The sequence below is a fragment of the Schaedlerella arabinosiphila genome (assembly GCF_003885045.1).
GTDB lineage: Bacteria > Bacillota > Clostridia > Lachnospirales > Lachnospiraceae > Schaedlerella > Schaedlerella arabinosiphila.
Map to the genome: position 1 here is coordinate 2,234,076 of NZ_RHJS01000002.1, position 20,117 is coordinate 2,254,192.

Here is a 20,117-nt window from a genome sequence, read left to right on the forward strand (position 1 = left end):
ATTTTTATGCCTTTTAAGCAATATAACCATACCTTTTGATTTTGCCTTTAGTGGGTTCAAATTTTTAGAAACAAAGGGTTCAAATTTCTTACTCTTATTCCCCTCCTTAAATCTTGTCAGCTAAAGCCGCCGCCTTTTTGCAGCCATCCGTCTTGTCAATGTCATCTACATTCAGAACACCAGGAATCAGAACTTCACCAACCATCTTCCATTTGTTCAGAGCACACATACGCTCCATGGGGATACGAACCCCATCCATGACTGACATATCATCTTCCTCACAGCAGGCAATCAGCGCGCACTCTTTGCCGGAAATATCTTTACCGCCTACTACGAAAGAGAAAATCCGGTCAATAACCCCCTTAATCTGTGCCGGGATGGAATACCAATAGACCGGCATAGTGAACACAAGGGCATCTGCCTCCAGAATAGCTGGCGCTATCGTATTGAAGTCATCATCAAAGGCGCAGGCTTTCCCCGTGGAAAAGCAGGTTTCGCAGGCACGGCATCCACCCACTTTTTTCAAAGCGGCATCAAAACGGGTTACTGTATGCCCTTTCTCCTCAACGGCCTTGATAAACGCTTCCGTCATGGCAAAACTGTTACCATTTTTACGCGGGCTTCCTGTAATAACAACAATTTTCTTACTCATACAACGCTTCCTCCTTTATGGTATTGGAATTCTGATTATATGCCTTTGCAACACATTTCCATTCGCCGTCCATCTTTAACAGGAGCAGTACATCCGTGAAGTCAATGCGGTTGCCCCATCCTTCTTCCAGCACACGGACAACAGCCAGGGATTCCTCAACCATTAGGACATCCATGCGGGCTTTGAAATTATCACCGCCAGGTACGGTATCCACATTGTGATAAAACTGCTCAATAGAACCATGCTCCAGCTTGCCGTCCAGATAACCAAACAAAACAGCTTCATCTGTAAAAAGATCTTTTGCATAAGCGCTGTTGCCCTCAGCAACACTCTTAACAAACTTCATTGCAGCAGCCTCTACTGCCTGATATTCCTTTAATTCTGCTCTCATTGTAACAGCCTCCTTAAATTTTTTTGACTCTATATAAAGCGTTCTGCCTTATACCATGGTAATAAGATTAAATATTGTTTCCTACCTCATAGCCATCCCATACAGCATGAAGGATTGTGCTGACCTTCTGTCCGTCGCCAATCTCATAAACGACAGCACCACATCCTTGAAGCTCCTGTGCCATAGAAGGAGCCGGACGGAAACCGACCGCAATAACAACTGTATCTGCATCCAATACCTTTTTCTGCCCATCACTTTCCAGAATAACCTTACCATCTTCCACAGCAGAAAGGCGATGCTTCTCCAGCACGGTCACATGATGATGTTCAAACAGGTCAGGGATCATCTGGCCATTTGGGATCGGGGATAGTATACCTGCCGACAAAATCTTAGGCAGAGCTTCTGCCACCATAACCTCTTTACCATCCTGCGCATAGTCCAGCGCCATTTCACAGCCAACCAGACCACCGCCAATCACCATGACCTTCTGCCCAACCTTTTCCGGATGCGCAAATGCCTCCATACAGCCAAGAACCTTTTTATCATCCATTCCCGGTACATTCGGCATGACGGGAACAGAGCCGGTTGCCAGAATAATCACATCTGCATCCATATTACGGAGCTGTTCAGAAGTAACCGTTTCCCCTGTGTGGATCTCCACAGGCAGTGCCTTTAATTCATTCTGATACCACGCATTTAACTCCCGCACCTCTTTTTTGAAGCTATGGGAACCGCCGGGAATCAGATTTCCGCCCAGAGATCCATTCTTTTCATACAAAAAGACCTTATGTCCACGCATGGCTGCGGTTCTGGCAGCCTCCATACCGGCAGCACCGCCACCCACGACCACAACCTTTTTCGGCTGTACGCAGGGACGGAGCACATACCTCACTTCCCGCATTGCCACAGGGTTTACTGCACAAGTGGGCTGTTTTCCCTGTTGGAGTCTTGTGATGCAGCCCTGATTGCAGGCGATACATGGCCGGATCTTCTCCGTATGTCCAGTCAGCACTTTATTGGGATATTCCGGATCAGCTAAAGCAGTACGTCCAAGTACAACCGCATCAATCTTACCATCCCGGATCGCATTCTCTGCGATATCCGCTTCGTTCATCCGGCCGCCTGCCAAGATTGGTATATTCACAGCTTCTTTTGCTTTCGCTGCCAATTCCACCAGATACCCTTTTGGCATATACATAGGCGGACAGGCATAATAGAAGGAATCATAAATGCCCGTATCTACATTCAAGCAGTCATAGCCATAGGATTCCAGCAGTTTCGCAATCTCCACCCCCTCTTCCAAAGTACGGCCCATCTCTTCCTCACCAGTTAAACTCGCCTGTTCAAATCCTTTTACAAAGGTTTTCAAACCCAGACGCATACTGACAGGAAAATCACTGCCGCACTCCTGCTTGATGCCTTCCAAAATTTCTTTTGCTGCCCGTAAACGGTTTTCCAGACTGCCGCCATATTCATCTGTGCGATGATTCATCATGGACAGCGCAAATTGGTCAAGCAGATACCCCCAATGAATAGAATGTACTTCTACACCAGAAAAACCGGAATCCTTTGCAATTTTAGATGCTTTTACAACGGACTCAATTTTAGATTTGATCTGGTCGATGGTCAGCTCCGGTGAAACTACCCCCGGATGCCGGAATACATGGACAGAAGACGGTGCCGGAAGGTTCGGATAATTGCGCCCCAACCCCATGGTAATCTGTGCAAAGATTTTTGTACCGTAAGCGCCTGCCCTCTCATTTAGTTCAGTTGCTGTCATCTTAAATGCATCCGGATTTTGTAAAATCGTTGGACCAACTCCGGTATATGGGTCAACCGTGCCATCCGCCGCGATTGCCCCGGTAAAGATTAAGCCAAAACCCCCCTTAGCGCGTTCTATAAGATACTGTATTGTTTCATCTTTCAAACCGCCTCCCGGAAGATGATGTTGCCCTCCACCGATCGGTGCCATACAAAACCTGTTTTTAATAGTCAGTCTGCCAATCTGGAGCGGCTTTCCTAAATGTTCATAGTTCTGCATGTCTATGCCTCCTTTACTGCAGGATTGACTTTTCCCGCTGTTGATATTATAATTATATCGAGAATGGAACAGAAAACAAGTACGCACCTTCAAGTGCGATACTGACTCAGAAGTTATATACTTACCTAAAGGAGAGTGTAAGAATGGGCGAACGCTGTATATCACAAGAATGCTTAGAAACAACCGGTTTCAGCTACACATTATCCCTCATCAACGGGAAATATAAAATGACAATTCTTTATACGCTTATGGAATTTGGTATTGTCCGATTCAATGAAATGAAAAAATATATTGGTGAAATTTCTTTTAAAACATTAAGCTCTACACTAAAAGAATTAGAAGCAGACCAATTAGTACACAGAAAAGAATATCCTCAAATACCTCCAAAAGTGGAATATAGCTTGACAGAACGCGGGAAATCGCTCATTCCTATATTAGATGGGATGTGTGAATGGGGAGATAAAAATAGACTGCCATAAATTCCTATCGTTAATCCAATGCACCCAAAAACTCATACTTGAGCGCATTGGATCTGTGGTACGCAAGCCAGTGTAAAGATATAACAAACAGGCAGAGAAACGGCATGCTCATTTCTGTAATTTCAGAAGAAGCTGATTCCGGTTCTTCACCTGCATTTTTTCAAAAATATGGCTCATATGCTTCTTCACTGTCACCTCGGAAATGCAGAGCCTCCCGCCGATCTCCTGATTCGTAAGCCCCTCTCCCAACTGCCGCAGGATCTCCGTCTCCCGTTCCGTCAGATGGTATTTTCCCAGCAGGCTTTCATCCACGGCCCGGAAGTTGCTCTCCCTGATCCCGTTGGGATAAAGCATCTGCAGATGGGAGGACAGATGGGCATTCAATAATCCCAGAAAATAAACCTCTTCCTCCGTAAAGTCCCCCGCCTCCTTTGTGCGGAACATGGTGACCGATCCGTAGAAATGCCCCCTCACGATGGTGCACCCCAGGCCGTAATATGCCCCCAGAGGACGCATCCACTGCTGGTATATGCGGCTCTTCTCCCGCAGATGGTCGGGCATCAGGTCGGAATCCCGGTATACCACCGGCTCCGTCTGCGAAAAATTCCAGACCGTATAATCCTTGTGCTGGTAATTCTGATAATAGTCCTGCAATGTCTGTTCGTCCAGGTTCCCGGAATAGGGATGAAAAAACCGGATCGTCTCATCCCCGGCTCTTCCGTAGTCAAACATGGAACATTGATGCAGGATCTCCGCCTGCAGATACTCCATGACCATCTTCTGTATCTCATTCAGCCGGCTTTGCCGGTACAGTTCCAGCAGAAATCCCTGAAAACCGCGCCACCGGGTATTTGATAATTCCATCCCTTCCCTCTCCTTTCGTTTCCCCTTCCAGACCAAGGTTCTGCCTGTAAATCCTGTTCTGCCTCAGATATAACGCAACGACATATGCTACTTTAGTAGTATATCACAAAATTCCACCTTCGTACAATTTCTTTTCTTTTTTTCTGCAGGTATACTCAGATTAACGGTGTACTGTGCGGATGCGCAGACGCAATCACTGGTATATGGGCAAGCAGCAAATGAACAAATGTATACTAAGGAACTGTGCAAAAATAACTTGCCTTTTTGCGCAGAACAAATTTTCAGACACAAGGCGGAGGAATGAGGCGTACCGGGGTACGTCGATTGACGACAACGCAGTGTATGAAGATTTGGACAAGTAAAACGGTAAGATTATTTTTGCACAGTTCCTAAGATCTCAAAGGAGGAATCATCACATGAAAACCATCAAATCCACACCAAAGGCAGACGGCTACTACATGCCTGCGGAATTTGAAACCCATGAACGGGCCTGGATGCTCTGGCCGGAGCGCACGGACAACTGGCGCAACGGGGCCAAGCCGGCCCAGAAAGTATTTACGGAAGTAGCAAAGGCGATCCGCAGATTCGAGCCCATCACCGTAGGAGTCAGCGATGAGCAGTACAGCCATGCCAGATCCGTACTGCCGGATGATATCCGTGTGGTAGAATTGTCCTGCAACGACTCCTGGATCCGCGACTGCGGCCCTACCTTCGTAGTCAACGACCAGGGCGGAGTGCGTACTGTAAACTGGGATTTCAACGCATGGGGCGGTTTGTATGACGGCCTGTATTTCCCATGGGACAAGGACGACCGTGTGGCAAGCAAGATTTCTTCCATGGAAGAGGTTGACATGTACAAAGCGGAAAACTTCGTGCTGGAAGGCGGCTCCATCACAGTAGACGGGGAAGGAACCCTGGTGGTGACCGAGCAGTGCCTGCTCTCCCCGGGACGGAATCCCCATCTGAATAAGGAACAGATCGAAGAGAACTTAAAGCAGTATCTGGGCGTAGAAAAAATCATCTGGCTCAAGGACGGTATGGACCCGGACGAGACCAACGGGCACGTAGACGACGTATGCTGCTTTGCAAGGCCCGGCGAGGTGGTGGTTCCCTATACAGAGGATCAAAGCGACCCCTGGTATGAGATCCTCAAAGCCAATAAAGAGCAGTTGGAGCAGGAAACCGACGCAAAGGGGCGCAAGCTGAAAGTGCATACCATCTCCATGCCGAAGGTTCCGGTGTATTTTACGGAAGAAGAAGCCTCCGGCATCGACATCGTAGACGGCACCATCCCGCGGATCGCCGGGGAAATGACCGCTGCTTCCTATCTGAATTATCTGTATGTGAACGGCGGAATCATCGTCCCTCAGTTCGGGGACGAGAATGACGCGAAAGTGCTTGAAGAGCTCAGAGCGATCCATCCGGACCGTGAGGTGGTCGGCGTCCTTACCCGCGAGATCATCTTAGGCGGCGGAAATGTACACTGCATTACCCAGCAGCAGCCGAAAGGGCGCGTGAAATAAAGTCGGCGGGGAAATGATGCACGCAAAGTAATGCACTCCATATTAAAACTTATACTGCAATAGGCGGTCATTACGGCCGCCTATAAAAAAACTTACATCTTTACCCTGAGAAGTCCCCATTCCTGCAGGTCCTTAATAATGAATCACTGCAGGCACTCCCAATTCAATCATGGAATACAGGGTCTGTGCATCGTATTTGGACATATTGATGCATCCGTGAGATCCTATGGAAAGATACAGATCCCCGCCGAATGCCGGCTGCCAGTCCGCATCGTGGAAACCGATTCCGCTCTGGGTCACCCGCATCCAATAGTCCACCTCCTGTTCGTATTCCGGCTTTCCGTCCGCCTGAATCTCCCCGATCAGGACGGTTGGGGACAATTTTTCCGAAACGTAATATACTCCGGCAGGCGTAACCTTACTTGCATCGGGAGCCCCGGTCACCACGTCGCACTGCATCGCAACCCCGCCGTTTACAACATACCACATGTGCTGCGCCGACAAATCCACATCTATATAGGTGCTGCCCCAGTCCTGCGCCCCATGCGCCGCCGCGGTCTGGCACCAGGCCGGCTCTTTGGAAAGAACCTCTCCCTTCTTGATATGATCAATCAAAAGAGCGGTTTCCCCGTCCTCATCCACCGACCACCCATAGGTCCCTCCGGAGACCTCCGCGGTTTTTCCAGCAGGCGTGGTAAAGGTACGTGAGCTTCCCAGCGTATCATAACGTTTTCCAAATTCCCGCATCCACTCCCGGACAGCAGCCTCATTCAGGGTCACATTCATATCCCCGTCCACGGACAGCCAGCCGGAGATCAGCGCCTTATCCACCACCACAGGCACGTCCATATTGTAGGTAATGCTTGCCCTGCAATAAGTATTCAGCGTCTCACATGCCGACGTTACCTGCTCAGACTGGGAGGTATATTTCGGCGTTTCATAACAGTCTGCCTGTTTCAAATCCACTTCCGCGGCAAACGTCTGTACCGAATTGGTGATGCATTCCTTCACCGCGCGGATATTGACGGCAGTCCCGTAGGACTCCGGCTCAATGACATATGTATTTCCATCATATTTCGGAAAAGCGGAGGATGCCGGAATCTGCTCTGATGTCACCGCATCCAGAGACTGAATCCGTTTCTCCAGGGCCGCCCTGTCATAGGAAAGCTCGATCTGTACATCCGATGCTTTTTTGTTCCACAATTTGACCGGCCATTGGAACGCGTTCTGCTGTTTCAGCACCGCTTTGATCTCGCCGCCCTCCCTGCAGGTCAGGGAAATCTCACTGCCATGGATGGTCTCTGTCCCGCTCCCGTTCGCTATGACCGTCAGCGAATACCCTTCCGTCCGCTCTTTGAAAAACGCCTCCGCAGCTTCTGCCGTCTGCCCGGAAAAATCCTGCCCGTTGATGATCGTATTTGGAAAGAAATGCTTCATAAAGTAAAAAGACACACACAGATATGCGATGCACAAAGAGCCGATTACCGCTGCAGAGGCCACAAACAGCTTCTGTCTGGAAGTCTGCTTCTGCCCGGAATTATTTTTTTGTTTGGAAGTACGCTTTTTTCCGGAAATCTTTTTCCGTTCCGAAGTACGCTTTTTCCCAGAAACGTTTTTCCGTTCCGAAGTCTGCTTTTTCCCGAAAACGTTTTTCTGTTCCGAAGTCTGTTTTTTCCCGGAAACGTTTTTCCGTTCCGAAGTCTGCTTTTTCCCAGAAACGTTTTTCCGTTCCGAAACTTGCTTCTGCCCGGAAATACGTTTCTGTTTGGAAGCGTTATTTTGGATGGAAACGTTTTTTTGTTTCTCTTGATTTTTACCGGATTTTCTGCCGTCTTTTTTCGTGCTCATGATTATTTATCCTTTCGTACTGCCCCGGCTTTGCCTGCCGTTTCGGACCGTTACTTTTCTTTATTTTATAATAGCCATGAGCAATTTTCAATTGACCCGGTGTAACCATATTGTAAAAACTAAAAACGCTGATTGGCAAATGTTACTTTATTGGCCGGACGCCGTGCAGCAAGTGCACGACACCATGTGAACAGTAACCGCTGATTACCATGCATGATCTGAAACAGGGGAATTATATCTGGGGCTCGCAATCCTTCCATTCATTTCATTCGTATTTAATATAGAAGGAATAGCTTGCAGTCCCTCCCCCGCAGCCGCCTTTTGTCTCCCATTCGGCCAAAACTTCATAGATGTATCCGCCCTTTTTCAGTTGAATCTCATCTCCACGCACAGTCACAGCTTCACTTTCTGCGGAAGGTTTGAACCAATGCGCATCGCTCCAGCAGCGGACATTTACAACCCCATCGGGGGGTTCTTGAAATTGCAGCAGAGCGGTCTCCTCGGTTGTATCCAGGCATACCATCTGCTCCCTGCAGTCCAATGGATGCGCAGAATCGGCCTCCATACCCAAAACCTCTCCGTCATGGCTGCTGCTCTGCCACGAATATGTACCCAGCAGCGCCCCGGCAGAGGTTTCAGCGCTGACCACAGCCAAAGCCGGCGGTTCATCCAGGATCACCGGGGCATTTTCTTCGTTCAGTAATCGGTTGGCGTAATTGCTGAGCGCTTCACATGGCTCATACTTTGTTTTGTAGCCCACGCCGTCAATCACAAGGAATGGATTGTAGGCCATAATCTCTGTCTGCGTGCCATCCTCCAGAGTCAGCATAAATGTAACCGCCTGCCCGGAATACTCTTTGTAAGAATTGTCTCTCTGGTAGATCACCACTTCCTTCAGATAATCCGCAAGCTCCCTGCATTCCACGATCCGGACCGTTTTGTCCGGCGGTGTCAGACGTACCGCGGCAAATGTGATCTCCGATGCCCTCAGATCCCTGTACGGCCTCTGGACACTGGGAACTCTCCCATTCCTGACAGCCGCAAAGACAGCAATGCATGAAAGCAGCAGGCAGAATACCGCAGGAATCCATATTCTTTTTTTCAAAACAGATGCCCCCTCTCTTCAGATATTTTTAGAACAAATTACTGCATAGGCGTCCCTACTTCGATCAGATTCCCGTCCGGATCATAAAAACGAATGACTTTCTGTCCCCAGCTATGCGTCATCAGCCGGTTAACATACTGAATCGAGGGATATAATTTTTCCAGCTTACAGACAAATGCTCCTATATCCTTTTCCTCAAAGTACAGTTCGCAGGAGTTATTTTCAGGAATAATATCCCTTCCCAGGAACTGTTTCCAGATTTTTTCATCCTGGAGCACAAGACCTTCCGTTAAAATCATATTGCCGTCGTTGTCAAGCAGCAGATCAAGACCGAACAGGTCGTGATAGAACTGTCTTGACTTTTCGATCTCTTTCACAACGATCAAAACATTCTTTAATTTCATTGTCCATACCTCTCTCTTATAACCAATTCCCGTATTGTTTTGTTGCTTTTCACAGGAACTGTTTTTCAGTTGAAAACTTTACGCTGCCTTTACAATATTTTTTCGTAAAGGTGAAACCAGGGAAGCCCGTACGCTTCGTATCCCAGACTGACCGTTCCGGCCAACTGATATCCGCATTTTTGGTAAAGCCGCTCTGCAGGAATGTTATCTTTTACAACATCGAGCCGGATGCTTATACACTGCTCCCTGCGTGCCGCACGTTCCGCGAACATCAGTAATTCTGTTGCGACCCCGCACTTTAGGAAATCCGGGTGGACGGCAAGGGTGTAAATCACATATATATGCTGATAATCATCCTCCGTCAGCCATCTGCCGTTTTTATATCCCTCCTCCGGTTCGTGTTTTAAGATCATCGCTCCTGCTGTTTTGCTGCCGATACAGGCAATGTACAGCCCGTCGGCCATTAGCCCTTTTTCTGCGTCGCGGCGGCTTGGATAACTCCCTTTTTGCCATCCCGGATAATTTTTATGCGTTTCTAAATAGCCGCAGATATCTTCGTACAGCTTCTCGATACTGTCAAGGTCTGATTCTGCGGCTTTTCTAATCTGAATGTCCTGTTCCATGATTCGGTTCTCCTTTTTAATTTCGCTGTCATTATCAGCTTGTGTATTGGCTGCAAAAGCCTTGAGCATAAAAGCTTGACTGTGATGTATGTGTGAATCTATTATAACGGATGATTTTTCAATGGACAAGTACATTTGCGGATACTCTCTTGCTATTTTTTCTCCTACATGATATCGTATATTCATGAACCAGTATCGAAATCAGGATGTGAGCATACGATGGGCATATATCTCAATCCAGGTAATACCGCCTTTTCAAAAGCAATTCATTCCAAAATATATGTTGATAAAACAGAACTGATCAAATATACGAATGATGTCCTTGGAACAAAACAGGAAAATTATTCCCAACCAGGAGCTTGCCGGCGAATTTGAAAATGCGGTAGAATGCGGAGAGTGCTGAAATTCTGCCGCCGGCGTCTTTTCCTGCAGATACAGTCACCCACCGCTTTTTTGCATACAGCGGCATAAGAACAGGCAGCCCCCTCCTCACCGGGCACTGCCTGTTTTTTTCATCCTATTGGCTGCGGAATTTCCCGCAGCCGTATTTCCGTATCTTATGCTTCATACACAACCTGGCCGTCCATGATGGTCGTCACCACCTTCGTATCCAGTATCTCCTGCGGCTTTGCTTCAAACAGGTTTTTGTCGAGTACAATGATATCCGCCAGCATCCCTTCCGCCAGGGTGCCCAGATCCTGCTCACAGCCTTCGGCATAGGCTGATCCCCAGGTATAGGCTTTCAGCGCCTCTTCCATGGTGATCCGCTGTCCGGGATACCAGCCCCCTTCGGGCTTGCCGTCGAACGTCTGACGGGTCACTGCCCCGTAGATCTCGCACATGGGCTCAAGCCCTACCACCGGAAAATCGCTTCCCAGGGAAAGCACCATCCCCGCGTCCAGCAGTTCGCGCATGGGCCAGGAATGCTTTGCCCGCTGGCTTCCCACCGCAGCTTCCTTGTCGCCGTACAGGCCGTTTCCTTTGTCGCCGCCCTCCAGGTCAAAGAGCATGTGCCAGGGCTGCATGCATCCGCAGATGCCCAGCTTTGCAAAGCGCGGGATATCCTCCGGATGTATGGTTTCCAGATGCTCCTGCACATGACGGAGATTCTGTTTTCCATAGAGCCTTTCGCCTTCCTCAAAAATATCCAGCATTTCACGGACCGCCCGGTCCCCGATGGTGTGGATTCGAAGCGGCACCCCGTCCTTGATTGCTTCGAGCGCCTGCTTCTTAAATTCCTTCATATCCACCGACGTGGCGCCGCAGGTGCCCGGATCGTTGGTATAAGGCTCCAGAAGGTATGCGGTAAACACGCTGGTCACACCGTCGATCAACTGCTTCAGCCCGCGGATGCGAAGCTTCCCGTCCGCATACTTTTTCTGCAGCGCCGCAAAGCTTTCCTTCTCATATTCCGCAATGTTCGGATACATCATCACCCGGGAGGTCAATGTCCCCTTCTCTTCCATTTTTTCAAAATACGGCAGCGGGTCGTCATGGGCTCCATAGGGCGCCACCAGGCTGCAGCTTGTGATCCCCAGCTTCTTCATCTTGTCAAAAAGGTTCTCATAGATCTGCATGTAAACCTCATCCGACGGGCTGCAGATGGCATCGGTAAACGCGAAAGACGCGCCATCATAAAACCGTCCTGTCAGCTCCCCTTTTTCATCCTTCTCGATCACCCCGTCCGCCGGGCTTTTTGTATCCTTCGTAATCCCGATCTTCTCGATGGCGCAGGTATTCACGGCAACGGTATGCATGTCCGCCAACTGCAGGACCACCGGCCTGTCTGAAATCACCCGGTCAATGTCATGGCAGGTGGGAAGCGTCTGATCCTTCCAGAGCAGATTATTCATCATATATCCGAACACCCACTCATTATCCGGATGGCTGTCCCCATACTCCTTTGCCATCTGGATGGCTTCCTCCCTGCTTCCGGATTCAAGCAGGCAGAAGGAAAAGTCCGGGTCCTCCAAAAAAGCTCCCTGTGTGATATGGGTGTGGCCGTCGTTGAACCCCGGCATAACCAGCCTGTCACCGCAGTCGATCACTCTGGTATCAGGCCCGATGTATCGGTCGATCCCCTCCCCTTTTACCACAGCCGCAATCCGCTTTCCTTCCACTGCAATCCCGCCTGCGAACGGCTTTGCACCTGTTCCGTCAAATATCGCGTTACCTCGAATTACCATTGCTGCATTACTCATATATATTTTCCTCCATTTCTATCATCCATTCTTACAGCAGACAGATTTTTTTCCGTTTATCTTTCGCTGCAAAATTTCAGGCTGTTTTCCGTTTTTTTCCGTTTATCTTCCGCTGCAGAATTTCAGGCTGTTTTCATGTTTTTCAGGCGTTTGATCTCCATCGCTGCAAGTACCAGTGACAGTGCAAACGACAGGATATCAGATACCGGCTGTGAGAACCACACACCGGTGATTCCCAGCATATTCGCCATGATAAAGATTGCCGGAATCCCGAAAATGATGTAGCGGCAGATGCCGAGTACCGTAGATTCGATCACCCGCTCCACTGCCTGGAAATAACCGGACATCAGGTTTGCGGTGAGCCCGAGGGCGGTACAGGAAACCACGACTCTGGTGTATTTTGCCGCAATCGGGATCAGCTCGGAGCCGGCTCCGATGAACAGCGTGCATACCGGTGTGGCTGCAAGCCAGAACAGGATTGCCAGGACGTAGACTGCGATCAGGTTGCCGCCGATTCCTACCTTAATCAGATCCTTCACACGGTCATACAGCTTGGCGCCGAAGTTGTAGCTTGCGATGGGCTGCAGCCCTCCGGTGGTAGACTGGGTAATCATCATCAGGATGTAGACCACGTATCCGTTGATCACTGCAAATGCCGCAATATCCAGCTCCCCTCCGAATTTTCCCAGGAAGTTGTTGAGCACGATGGTAAATACGGTGGAGGACGCCTGTACCAGAAGATAGGGGAAACCGATCTTCACAATATTTCCGATGATCTCTTTATCAAAATGCAGGTCGGACATCCCCACCTTGAAAATGGTATTTTTGCTGAAAAAGAAATACAGGATAAAAAAGCCCCAGATTCCGATGGAGGACGCATAATAGCCCGCGCATCCTGCGATCCCCAGTTTCAGGATAAATACACTCGCATAGAGCCACACCAGCGCCAGGATTGCGGAAAGCGTCATAGCCCAGGTCGCGATACTCGGCTTTTCATCCACCCTTGCCATATAAACCGCAATGTGGCCGATGATGCAGAAGGGATATCCGAACATAAATATCCGAATAAACAATACGATGGAATCAAACAGATCCGGCGTGGCTCCCAAAAGCCCCGCAATAGGACCTGCAAAAATAAAGATCACAACCGCAATGGCGACAATGGCAATGAAGCTGAACCACAGCCCCTGCCCGTAGACCTTTCTTGCCCCCTGCTCATCGCCGTCTCCCAGCTTCATGGCCGCCAGTGTGGAAACACCGATCGCGAAGAAACCTCCCAGCGCCAGCATAAAATATTCCAGCGGCATGATCAGCCCTACGCAGGCAAGTCCCGTCTCTCCCAGACCTCTTCCTATAATAATGCCTTCCAGGATGACCATAATCGCCTGTGCCAGCATTCCGATCAATGTAAGAAAACTGTACTTCACAAACAGCCCCGCTACCGGTTTCGTACCCAGCTCCCTGGATTCGGAACTCTGTTCCTGTCTCATTTCTTCACTCATTTTGTTGTTCTCCTTCCTTTATCTCCTTTGGATTTCTGCCTGCCGTTCGGCACGCCCTTTTTTGTATGTTTGTATTATATGACAGTTTATGCCGCGTTTACACTCCTGTTTTTTGTATATTTCACCTAAACTTTTGATCTAATCCTATCTAAACCTCATACAAAACCAATGTATATCTCTTCCAAAATAGGACTTTTTCTTATAAAACAGCACAAAAAACAGAGGTCTGTCTGCAACGAATCACATGACAGCCTCTGCATCTTGTACATCCTATCCCCGGCTCTTCGTCCCGATTGAATCCCGCTTCGCCACCTTTAAGCGGTTCAGCATGATCTCCTTTTCTCCGAATTTCCCTTTCGCTTCCGTCCCTTCCTCAAACAGATACACCAATTCCAGTTCATCCTTTTTCTGCAGCTTCATCCCCCGGACGCCCACGGCGCCTTTTTTCTTCTCCGGGATCTCCGAAGCCGGAAAACGCAGGAAATATCCGCCTTTTGTCTGGAGCACGGCGTGCTGGTTCTCCGTCACCACCTGAACAGAGATCACCGCGTCCTCCTCCTGGAGCTTGGTGGCCCCGATGGTCCGTTTGGCCACCTGGAACTCCGTTCCCTCCACACGCTTGATCATCCCCTGCTTTGTGGCGAAGAGAAGCTTTGCATAGCGCATCTGCTCCATATCGCAGACCATCACCATCTGCTCCTGTGCGCTGGCGTAATTGCTCACATTGTCGATGGGCGTCCCCTTATCCCGGAACTTTCCATAGGGAAGGTCCAGCACCTTGATCTGGTGCATCTTGCCTGTATCTGTGAAAATGCAGATCCGCCCGGTGTTCATACAGTGGATGATGTATTTATTCTCACTGTCCGCTGCTTCCCGGTTCCTCTCATATACGGATACGTCCACGGTTTTCGCATAGCCGAAGCGGTCCATCATAAACACCACTTCCTGCTCCTCGATCTTCTTCTCTTCAAACACCGCTTCCTCCGCATTTTCGATGGCGGTACGCCGCTTCCTTCCGTACTCCTTCCGGAAATCGTCCAGCTCCTCCATGATCACCTGGGCCATGGAATCGTAGTTGTTGAGGATGTCCTCATATCTGGCGATATGCTTTAGCGTCTCCTCGTGCTCCCTCTGCAGCGCCTCGATCTCCAGGCCGATCAGCTTGTAGAGACGCATCTCCAGAATGGCCGTGGCCTGCCGCTCGGTAAACCGGAGCATGGCCGCCATCTTCCGGGAAATGCCGGTTTTAAACTTGATATTATCGGTGACGCCGTTTACGAGACAGTTTCTTGCGTCCTTCACAGACTTGCTGCCCCGGAGGATCTCGATGATCAGATCGATCACATCACAGGCTTTGATCAGACCTTCCTGTACCTCCTTGCGCTCCAGCTCCTTTGCCAGCAAGGTCTTATATTTTCTCGTAGCCAGCTCAAACTGGAAATCCACATGATGCTCGATGACCGCTTTGAGCCCCAGCGTCTCCGGCCTGCCGTTCGCCACTGCCAGCATATTGACGCCGAAGGTATCCTCCAGCCGGGTCTTTTTGTAGAGCATGTTTTTCAGGTTTTCCACATCCGCGCCCTTTTTCAGCTCCAGCACGATCCGGATGCCTTCCTTGGAGGACTGGTTGGAAATGTCCACAATGTCGGTGGTCTTTTTGGACTCCACCAGCCCTGCTACGTCGTTCAAAAATTTTCCGATCCCGCTTCCGATCATGGTATAAGGGATCTCCGTGATGACAAGCTGCTTCTTCCCGCCTTTGAGCTCCTCAGTCTCCACCTTGCCCCGGATCTTGATCTTCCCCTGCCCGGTCTCGTAGATGTTCAGCAGGTCGTCCTTGTTGACTACAATCCCGCCGGTGGGAAAGTCCGGCCCTTTCACGAAACGCATCAACTGCTTGGTGCTGATCTCGTCATTTTTCATATACGCCTTGACCGCGTCTATGACCTCGCACAGGTTATGGGTTGGGATGCTGGTAGCCATCCCAACCGCGATACCCTCCGCGCCGTTGATCAGCAGGTTGGGCACACGCACCGGGAGCACCACAGGCTCCTTCTCGGTCTCGTCAAAGTTGGGACCGAAGTCCACCACATTTTTATCCAGGTCGGACAGGTACGCCTCCTGGGTAAACTTTGAGAGCCTGGCTTCCGTATAACGCATGGCCGCGGCCCCGTCCCCCTCGATGGAGCCGAAGTTGCCGTGGCCGTCCACAAGGATCATGCCTTTCTTAAATTCCTGAGCCATCACCACCAACGCTTCATAGATGGAGCTGTCGCCGTGGGGATGGTATTTGCCCATCGTATCCCCCACGATACGGGCGCATTTCCTGTAGGGCCGGTCATAACGGATTCCCAGCTCATGCATGTCATAGAGCGTCCGGCGCTGGACAGGCTTTAACCCGTCCCGGACGTCCGGCAGCGCCCTGGCGATGATTACGCTCATGGCATAATCGATATAAGATTTTTTCATCAGATCCGAATACTCGGTCCGGATGATCTGTTGCTCACTGCTCATATTCCTCTCCTATCCGTATCTGTTTCGTTTCCTGGCAGATACGCACCTAATCCTCCTCTGAAAAGCTACTCCAATCCTAAATGTCCAGCTCCGCTTCCGTCGCATTTTCATAGATAAATGCCCGTCTCGGCGGTACCTCGGTTCCCATCAGCATCTCCGTAACGCCGGATGCCATCCTGGCGTCCTCGATCTCCACCAGCTTCAAAAGCCGGTTTTCCGGATCCAGGGTGGTCTCCCACAGCTGCTGGGCGTCCATCTCCCCCAGTCCCTTGTACCTCTGGAGGGTAAACGCGCCGTCATGGGTTTTCCGGTACTTCTCCAGCGCCGCGTCATCGTAGAGATACTCTTCCTCCCCTTTTTTCGGCATGGCCTTATACAGCGGGGGCATGGCAATGTATACATGTCCTTCATAAATCAGCTCCGGCATGAACCGGTAAAACAGCGTCAGAAGCAGGGTGGAAATGTGCGCCCCGTCCACATCCGCATCCGCCATAATGATGATCTTGTCATAGCGCAGCTTCGAGATATCGAAATCATTGCCGTAGCCTTCCGAAAATCCGCATCCGAAGGCATTGATCATGGTCTTGATCTCCGCATTCGCAAGCACCTTGTCGATGCTGGCTTTTTCCACGTTCAGAATCTTGCCGCGGATCGGCAGGATGGCCTGGTAATTCCGGTCTCTTGCGGTTTTGGCGGAACCTCCGGCGGAATCTCCCTCCACGATGAAGATCTCACATTTTTTCGGGTCCCGGCTTTCGCAGTTGGCCAGCTTTCCGTTGCTGTCAAAGGAATATTTCTGCTTGGTCAGCAGATTGGTCTTGGCTTTCTCCTCGGTCTTGCGGATCTTGGCCGCCTTCTCCGCGCTGGAGAGCACAGTCTTTAACGTCTCTAAGTTCCGGTCAAAATACAGGACGATCTCGTCCCCGGTCACCTTTCCAGCCGCCTTCGCCGCGTCCGGGTTGTCCAGCTTGGTCTTGGTCTGGCCCTCGAACCGGGGGTCCGGGTGCTTGATGGATACGATGGCCGTCATGCCGTTGCGGATATCCGCCCCGGTAAAGTTTGCGTCCTTGTCTTTGAGGATTCCCAGTTCCCTCGCGTACTGGTTCATCACCGTCGTGAAGGTGGTCTTGAATCCGGTCAGATGAGTTCCGCCCTCCGAGTTGAAAATATTGTTGCAGAAGCCCAGCACATTTTCATGAAATTCATTGACGTACTGCAGCGCCGCTTCCACTTCAATGCCCTCCGATTCTCCCTTAAAATAGATGGGCTCGTGCAGCGCCTCTTTTTTCTCGTTCAGTTCCCTGATAAATCCCATGATCCCGTCGGGCTCATGAAATACCACGTGCTCCGGAGCTTCCAGCCGTTTGTCGTCAAATACGATGGTAAGCTTTGGATTCAGATAGGCGGTCTCGTGCATCCTGCTCTTGACCTCCTCCGCCCGGAAGCGGGTCTTCTCAAAGATGGTATCGTCCGGCAGAAAATTGATCTTCGTGCCGGTCTTTCTCGTCTTTCCCACAACCGGCAGCAGGCCGTCCTCCAGTTCGATCACCGGAATCCCTTTTTCGTACCGGTCGTGATGGATGGCCCCTTCCCGGCTGATCCACACGTCCATATGGTTGGAAAGCGCGTTCACCACGGAGGAACCGACCCCGTGGAGACCGCCGCTTGTCTTATAGACGGAATCGTCAAATTTTCCTCCCGCGTGCAGCGTGGTGTAGACCAGACGCGCAGCGGAAACCCCTTTCTGATGCATCCCTACCGGCACGCCCCGGCCGTTGTCCTCCACCGTGGCGGAACCGTCTTTTTCCAGCGTCACATGGATCTCCGAGCAGAAACCGGCCAGATGCTCGTCCACCGCGTTGTCCACGATCTCATAGATCAGATGGTTTAGTCCTTTGGTGGACACACTGCCGATATACATGCCCGGCCGCTTCCTGACCGCCTCCAGCCCTTCCAATACCGCGATGCTGTCCGCATCGTATGTATTCTGTTTACTCATAAAGACTCTCCTTTTCCATCTATAAAAATATGCTCCTTCTTTTTTACGAAATTACTGATTATAATTTGTCACCAATTTTCGCCAGAAAATTGATGACCTGCTTGCGCATCAGCGCAATTCTTATTATATTTTGTCACCAATTTTTTGCAAAAAAATTGATGACCTGCTTGCGCATCAGTGCAATTCCTATTATATTTTGTCACCAATTTTCGCTAGAAAATTGATGACCTGCTTGCGCATCAGCGCAATTCCTATTATATTTTGTCACCAATTTTTTGCAAAAAAATTGATGACCTGCTTGCGCATCAGCGCAATTCCTATTATATCAATATTTAAAAGATTTTCAAGCTGTTTTCAGCAACAAAGGCTTTTGATGGGGTTTTCGCCGCCGTCAAAAGCCTTTCCTGACATGTTTTATTTTTTTCGGTACGCCTCGGCAACCAGCATCCCTTCCGCAATCCGGCATGCCTGGTCATAATAATAGTTCAACGCGCTCTCCAGCACATTTGCCCGCTTTCCTTCCAGCAAATCCTTGCTCAGCGCCACTTCCCTGTAGTAGGGGCGAAGCCTTCCCTCAACCTGAATATAGTTTTCCTGGCTGTCAAGATTCACAATTAATTTCGGGGACTCTCCAATGATCAGCCGATCCCCTTCCCGGCACATTTCAATCTTTTTTCTTTCCATACAGAAGTCCTACCAATATGTTTCCTTTTTCCATATTTTCTTTCCATGCTGAAAAAGTTCCAGATACTCCATCTTCCCGCGGATCGTACGCGCAATTTGGGATGCCCGTATATCCGGCATATCCGTATACTCCCTCAGCATCTGTTCCGCTTCCTCCGGAAATCCTTCAAGACATTCTAATCTGACCAGTTCTGCCTGCTTTACGTACCGGAGCATGTCAGCTTCCCGCCGGCAAAAAGAATTTACCTGGATGTCCAGAAGGCGGCGCCCGGATGGAATCACCTCCAGATTGTAAAACAACGCATTTCCCGTATCAAAAATGGGGGCCGCAGCAACCAGGCGATGCTCCATCGGATCATACAAAAATCCCAGATTGTTAAAATGCCTGTCCGTATTGCTCAGAAGAAAATCTGTCATAATCGTATATTCCAATTGCCTCCGAACAACCGCCTCTTCCATTCCGAATTGAACCGCCCGGCTGATCACCGCCTCAAATTTGGAATCCGTATTCGGCACTTTGTAATCCTTCACCAGTTGATAGGCAGATACAAATTCACGCTTATGGGAAGTAAACAGCGGATTCAAAGAGCAGGGATATTCCCGCCCTTCGGCAAGAATCTTTTCCAGCCGATAGGAGACATAATTATCCCACCCCAGCCTTTCATGCATTCTGCATGCGATCATTTCATTCACTGACTGCTGCCCGTAGTCATTGAAATTGACTTTCATCAGATAACGGGTATCTTCCATGATTACCCATTTCTTTTTCATCTCCCCATTGACAGAAGAAGCCGGAGAAAATTTGGATATATGGGACTCCATGTCGATCTTCCCGGATTCCGTCATAATTTTCCCCAATTCATCTGAAAAATCATTGTCAAAAAAATTCAGTTCATTCCAATACAATTCTTCCCCGATGGGCTGCATCCAGTAGTGATCCGTAAGGCTCAATCCGTACGCCGACAGCATCAAAGAAAGACTCGTTTCCTCTCCGAGAAAATGCAGAACCTGATGAATCCCCTTGCGCGAATCCGGTACCGCACGCAGCGCCCACCATTCGGCAATCTGGTTTCCGGCATCCCCCACTCCCAACGGGAGTTCTTCCGGCAAATATACATCCAGCACATATTCTATCTTCCCGGATCGTCTGTCTATCTGAACCATTGCCACGTCCAGGTCCTTGTGTTTCAGAACATAAATACCTGAACGGATCACCTGTTTTTCATTATCACCATTTTTATTCCGCCTCATGAATCCCCTCCTGTACGAATACGCCGGCTTTTATGT

Annotated in this window: 17 protein-coding genes; 2 read left to right on the plus strand and 15 right to left on the minus strand. The window is 49.7% G+C overall.

Annotation, left to right across the window (positions count from 1 at the left end):
* Positions 1 to 106: 106 nt before the first annotated feature.
* From EBB54_RS10950 to EBB54_RS10960, 3 genes are all read right to left on the minus strand, one after another.
* Complete coding sequence (locus tag EBB54_RS10950) at positions 107 to 652, minus strand: flavodoxin family protein (protein WP_125127453.1); 546 nt, start codon at positions 650 to 652, stop codon at positions 107 to 109.
* A complete protein-coding gene (locus EBB54_RS10955; protein ID WP_125127454.1) occupies positions 645 to 1,043 on the minus strand; it encodes a nuclear transport factor 2 family protein in 399 nt (132 codons plus the stop codon). The genes EBB54_RS10950 and EBB54_RS10955 overlap by 8 nt, the downstream gene beginning before the upstream one ends.
* A 67-nt stretch (positions 1,044 to 1,110) precedes the next feature.
* Positions 1,111 to 3,084, minus strand: coding sequence for an oxidoreductase (locus EBB54_RS10960; protein ID WP_125127455.1), 1,974 nt, complete (start codon positions 3,082 to 3,084; stop codon positions 1,111 to 1,113).
* 143 nt (positions 3,085 to 3,227) lie between these two features.
* Here EBB54_RS10960 and EBB54_RS10965 point away from each other — a divergent pair, with 143 nt between their 5' ends.
* Complete coding sequence (locus tag EBB54_RS10965; protein ID WP_016283344.1) at positions 3,228 to 3,563, plus strand: winged helix-turn-helix transcriptional regulator; 336 nt, start codon at positions 3,228 to 3,230, stop codon at positions 3,561 to 3,563.
* Between the two features lie 108 nt (positions 3,564 to 3,671).
* Here the strand turns inward: EBB54_RS10965 and EBB54_RS10970 are convergent, their stop codons facing one another.
* Entirely contained in the window at positions 3,672 to 4,427 is a 756-nt protein-coding gene (locus EBB54_RS10970) for a response regulator transcription factor (protein ID WP_125127456.1), read from the minus strand.
* A gap of 416 nt (positions 4,428 to 4,843) precedes the next feature.
* Here EBB54_RS10970 and aguA point away from each other — a divergent pair, with 416 nt between their 5' ends.
* Positions 4,844 to 5,950 (plus strand): agmatine deiminase, encoded by a 1,107-nt coding sequence (gene aguA / locus EBB54_RS10975; protein ID WP_125127457.1) that lies wholly within the window; start codon positions 4,844 to 4,846, stop codon positions 5,948 to 5,950.
* 132 nt (positions 5,951 to 6,082) lie between these two features.
* Here the strand turns inward: aguA and EBB54_RS10980 are convergent, their stop codons facing one another.
* From EBB54_RS10980 to EBB54_RS11025, 11 genes are all read right to left on the minus strand, one after another.
* Positions 6,083 to 7,798 carry a L,D-transpeptidase family protein gene (locus EBB54_RS10980; RefSeq protein ID WP_243127627.1) on the minus strand — a complete coding sequence of 572 codons (1,716 nt, stop codon included), beginning with the start codon at positions 7,796 to 7,798 and terminating at the stop codon, positions 6,083 to 6,085.
* A gap of 265 nt (positions 7,799 to 8,063) precedes the next feature.
* On the minus strand, positions 8,064 to 8,903 hold the full coding sequence (locus EBB54_RS30675) for a hypothetical protein (protein WP_193554351.1): 840 nt from the start codon (positions 8,901 to 8,903) through the stop codon (positions 8,064 to 8,066).
* 38 nt (positions 8,904 to 8,941) lie between these two features.
* Positions 8,942 to 9,307 carry a VOC family protein gene (locus EBB54_RS10990; protein WP_125127458.1) on the minus strand — a complete coding sequence of 122 codons (366 nt, stop codon included), beginning with the start codon at positions 9,305 to 9,307 and terminating at the stop codon, positions 8,942 to 8,944.
* A gap of 89 nt (positions 9,308 to 9,396) precedes the next feature.
* Positions 9,397 to 9,930 carry a GNAT family N-acetyltransferase gene (locus EBB54_RS10995; RefSeq protein WP_125127459.1) on the minus strand — a complete coding sequence of 178 codons (534 nt, stop codon included), beginning with the start codon at positions 9,928 to 9,930 and terminating at the stop codon, positions 9,397 to 9,399.
* A 301-nt stretch (positions 9,931 to 10,231) separates the two neighbouring features.
* On the minus strand, positions 10,232 to 10,399 hold the full coding sequence (locus EBB54_RS30135; protein ID WP_154677785.1) for a hypothetical protein: 168 nt from the start codon (positions 10,397 to 10,399) through the stop codon (positions 10,232 to 10,234).
* 88 nt (positions 10,400 to 10,487) lie between these two features.
* On the minus strand, positions 10,488 to 12,131 hold the full coding sequence (locus EBB54_RS11000) for an amidohydrolase (protein ID WP_125127460.1): 1,644 nt from the start codon (positions 12,129 to 12,131) through the stop codon (positions 10,488 to 10,490).
* A 122-nt stretch (positions 12,132 to 12,253) separates the two neighbouring features.
* Complete coding sequence (locus tag EBB54_RS11005; protein WP_125127461.1) at positions 12,254 to 13,633, minus strand: MATE family efflux transporter; 1,380 nt, start codon at positions 13,631 to 13,633, stop codon at positions 12,254 to 12,256.
* A gap of 270 nt (positions 13,634 to 13,903) precedes the next feature.
* Positions 13,904 to 16,147, minus strand: coding sequence for a DNA gyrase/topoisomerase IV subunit A (locus tag EBB54_RS11010; protein WP_125127462.1), 2,244 nt, complete (start codon positions 16,145 to 16,147; stop codon positions 13,904 to 13,906).
* A gap of 76 nt (positions 16,148 to 16,223) precedes the next feature.
* Positions 16,224 to 18,146, minus strand: coding sequence for a DNA gyrase/topoisomerase IV subunit B (locus tag EBB54_RS11015; RefSeq protein ID WP_004078715.1), 1,923 nt, complete (start codon positions 18,144 to 18,146; stop codon positions 16,224 to 16,226).
* A 414-nt stretch (positions 18,147 to 18,560) separates the two neighbouring features.
* Positions 18,561 to 18,830 (minus strand): hypothetical protein, encoded by a 270-nt coding sequence (locus tag EBB54_RS11020; protein ID WP_125127463.1) that lies wholly within the window; start codon positions 18,828 to 18,830, stop codon positions 18,561 to 18,563.
* 9 nt (positions 18,831 to 18,839) lie between these two features.
* Positions 18,840 to 20,081 carry a HipA domain-containing protein gene (locus EBB54_RS11025; RefSeq protein WP_125127464.1) on the minus strand — a complete coding sequence of 414 codons (1,242 nt, stop codon included), beginning with the start codon at positions 20,079 to 20,081 and terminating at the stop codon, positions 18,840 to 18,842.
* Positions 20,082 to 20,117 lie beyond the last annotated feature (36 nt).

What these genes read in the sequence shown, in the direction of transcription:
- EBB54_RS10950 (WP_125127453.1), bottom strand. Translation starts at nt 652, where the DNA reads ATGAGTAAGAAAATTGTTGTTATTACAGGAAGCCCGCGTAAAAATGGT.
- EBB54_RS10955 (WP_125127454.1), bottom strand. Translation starts at nt 1,043, where the DNA reads ATGAGAGCAGAATTAAAGGAATATCAGGCAGTAGAGGCTGCTGCAATG.
- EBB54_RS10960 (WP_125127455.1), bottom strand. Translation starts at nt 3,084, where the DNA reads ATGCAGAACTATGAACATTTAGGAAAGCCGCTCCAGATTGGCAGACTG.
- EBB54_RS10965 (WP_016283344.1), top strand. Translation starts at nt 3,228, where the DNA reads ATGGGCGAACGCTGTATATCACAAGAATGCTTAGAAACAACCGGTTTC.
- EBB54_RS10970 (WP_125127456.1), bottom strand. Translation starts at nt 4,427, where the DNA reads ATGGAATTATCAAATACCCGGTGGCGCGGTTTTCAGGGATTTCTGCTG.
- aguA (WP_125127457.1), top strand. Translation starts at nt 4,844, where the DNA reads ATGAAAACCATCAAATCCACACCAAAGGCAGACGGCTACTACATGCCT.
- EBB54_RS10980 (WP_243127627.1), bottom strand. Translation starts at nt 7,798, where the DNA reads ATGAGCACGAAAAAAGACGGCAGAAAATCCGGTAAAAATCAAGAGAAA.
- EBB54_RS10990 (WP_125127458.1), bottom strand. Translation starts at nt 9,307, where the DNA reads ATGAAATTAAAGAATGTTTTGATCGTTGTGAAAGAGATCGAAAAGTCA.
- EBB54_RS10995 (WP_125127459.1), bottom strand. Translation starts at nt 9,930, where the DNA reads ATGGAACAGGACATTCAGATTAGAAAAGCCGCAGAATCAGACCTTGAC.
- EBB54_RS30135 (WP_154677785.1), bottom strand. Translation starts at nt 10,399, where the DNA reads ATGCCGCTGTATGCAAAAAAGCGGTGGGTGACTGTATCTGCAGGAAAA.
- EBB54_RS11000 (WP_125127460.1), bottom strand. Translation starts at nt 12,131, where the DNA reads ATGAGTAATGCAGCAATGGTAATTCGAGGTAACGCGATATTTGACGGA.
- EBB54_RS11005 (WP_125127461.1), bottom strand. Translation starts at nt 13,633, where the DNA reads ATGAGTGAAGAAATGAGACAGGAACAGAGTTCCGAATCCAGGGAGCTG.
- EBB54_RS11010 (WP_125127462.1), bottom strand. Translation starts at nt 16,147, where the DNA reads ATGAGCAGTGAGCAACAGATCATCCGGACCGAGTATTCGGATCTGATG.
- EBB54_RS11015 (WP_004078715.1), bottom strand. Translation starts at nt 18,146, where the DNA reads ATGAGTAAACAGAATACATACGATGCGGACAGCATCGCGGTATTGGAA.
- EBB54_RS11020 (WP_125127463.1), bottom strand. Translation starts at nt 18,830, where the DNA reads ATGGAAAGAAAAAAGATTGAAATGTGCCGGGAAGGGGATCGGCTGATC.
- EBB54_RS11025 (WP_125127464.1), bottom strand. Translation starts at nt 20,081, where the DNA reads ATGAGGCGGAATAAAAATGGTGATAATGAAAAACAGGTGATCCGTTCA.